Source organism: Protofrankia sp. CiP1_Cm_nod4 (assembly GCF_982290645.1).
This window is the reverse complement of record NZ_CEVIVC010000017.1, coordinates 1-2,027: the sequence shown is the minus strand read 5'-3', so window position 1 is coordinate 2,027 and position 2,027 is coordinate 1. Positions and strand designations below refer to the sequence as shown.

The 2,027-nt window shown below is 76.5% G+C and carries 1 pseudogene; it reads right to left on the bottom strand.

From position 1 onward, the window contains the following. Positions 1-2,027: pseudogene (locus AC5LSR_RS05635) on the bottom strand (hypothetical protein); the annotation flags it as partial.

The window sequence follows — 2,027 nt, the reverse complement described above, 5'->3', positions numbered from 1 at the left end:
CTGTCCGGCGGTTCGTTGTGTGGTGGCGGGTACGTTCGCAGCCGGCCTGGGCGTGCCCGCAGCAGCGGGTCGTCGACGGCGAGCTGGCCGAAGCCCTCGGCGGTGCGTTCGCCGATGCCGGCGGCCAGCACCTGGTCGAGCCGCTCGCGGGAGAGCCGCCCGCGCACGCCGAAGGTCAGGACGCTGCCGGCGGTGAGCCCCAGCAGGGTCGGGCGGGGCAGGCCCCAGCTCCGCTGCCACGACTCGGCCCGCCGGACCGCCGTCGCCCGGTTGATCAGCCGCTCGGAGGAGGCGGCCTCCTGGAGCTCCAGGCGCACCCCCAGCCTGGCGCCGAGCTGGTCGGCGAACTCGCGAGGGTCGGTCGACGGGCGCAGCCGCCGGTCCCGGATCAGGACGTCCGACAGCAGCCAGACGATGATCGTCCCATCCTGGATGGCGTCCGCTCCGGTGGCCCGCACGCCCGGTGCTGGAGATGCCGGTGGCGTCGCGGTTGCCGGAGACGCCGTAACCGCTGAGGACGTCGTGGATATCGGGGGTGACGTCCACGGCGTCGGCGGGCCCTCGACCGCCACGGTGACCTGCCCGTAGTCGTCCTTGGCGGAGCGTCCGAGCGCCCACGCGCCGGCGAGCGCGGCGTGCGCTCCCACGGGCAGCAGGCCGGCACGCACCCGGACCTCCGCCCGCAGCACCGACCCGGCGGCGAGCGCTTCGTAGGTGTACAGGCCGACCACGTCCGCCGTGGGCCGCTGCCGCCGGTCGTCGATGACGTTGTGGGTATGGATCGTCAGATTCCGTTCACGGATAGTGATCGTTGGCGGGTTCGGGTCGTCCGACGCGGGCGCTGACGCGGGTCCCGGCACGGGCGCCGCCCCCGGCTCCGGCGGTGCCGTGCCGACAGGCGCCGTGCCGACAGGCGCCGTGCTGACACGGTCGACGGGTGACGCACCGACATAGGTGCCCTTGTACGCCCTGGGTGCGGCGCCCGCTTCCGATGTCGTCTCGACCAGCCGGTTGACCGCAGTGGTCTTGTCGTCCTTCGCGTGGAACCAGGTCCGGGGCAGCGGGCGGCCCCGCTCGCCGGCCACGTCGACGGTCGCGTTGGTCACGACGAGGTCACCGGCGCGGGCGAGCGCGTCGGGATCCCATCCGCCGGCCGCCCCGCCGGCCGCCCCGCCGGCCGTGGCCAGCCGCCGGAGGACGCCGGGCAGCAGCACCGATCCGGGCACGAAGTCCAGCGACCGCACGGCGTTGCCGATGGTGCGTTCCTGCACGATCAGCGGTGTGTCCAGATGTATCCGCAGAGCGATGATCTCCCAGTCGGCCCGGTCCGGACGCGCTGGGTCGCGCGGGGCCGCCGGCTCCTCGGGCACGGCGGGGACGGGCGGGGCGACACCGTCGCGCGCCCGCAGCCAGGCTGCGACGTCTTCCAGCGTCGGCAGCGGCGCCGGCAGCGCTGGCAGCGGCGCCGGCCCCTGGGCCGCGACGGATCCGGCTGGGGCCGCGACGGGTTCGGCCTGGGTGACATCGAGGCGGCAGCGGCCCGCGCCCCGCCGGCGCTTGCCGCCGACGGACTCCACCAGCCGCGCCCCGAGCAGCAGCACCGCGGCGGCCGCCCACCGGCCCTCGTCGTCCAGGCCCGCCTCCCGGCCCGTCCCATGCCCCGCCTCGTCCGGACGGGGGGAGCCCGACCAGCCCGCGAGCGTCGCCCGCGCGGTCAGCTGGACGCCGCAGCGCGCCATCTGCTCGAACCGGAGGAACTTCTCCGCCGCCCGCCCGGTGTCCGGGTCGATCTTCACCCCGGGGCGGACGAACGTGGCCGCGTCACGCAGTGCACGCCGGCTGTCCGGGCGCAGGGCCGCCGCGAGCGCCGCCGGATACCGTGCCGGCCGCACCGACAGGGCCGCCGGGCGCGGCTGTTCCTCGCTGGGCGGGCCGCCCACGGACAGGGCCGGCTGGCTGCCGAACAGGAACTCGACCCAGGCGTGCCAGCCACCGGTCGCGCCGGTCGGCGCGGCGGGGGCGGGGAG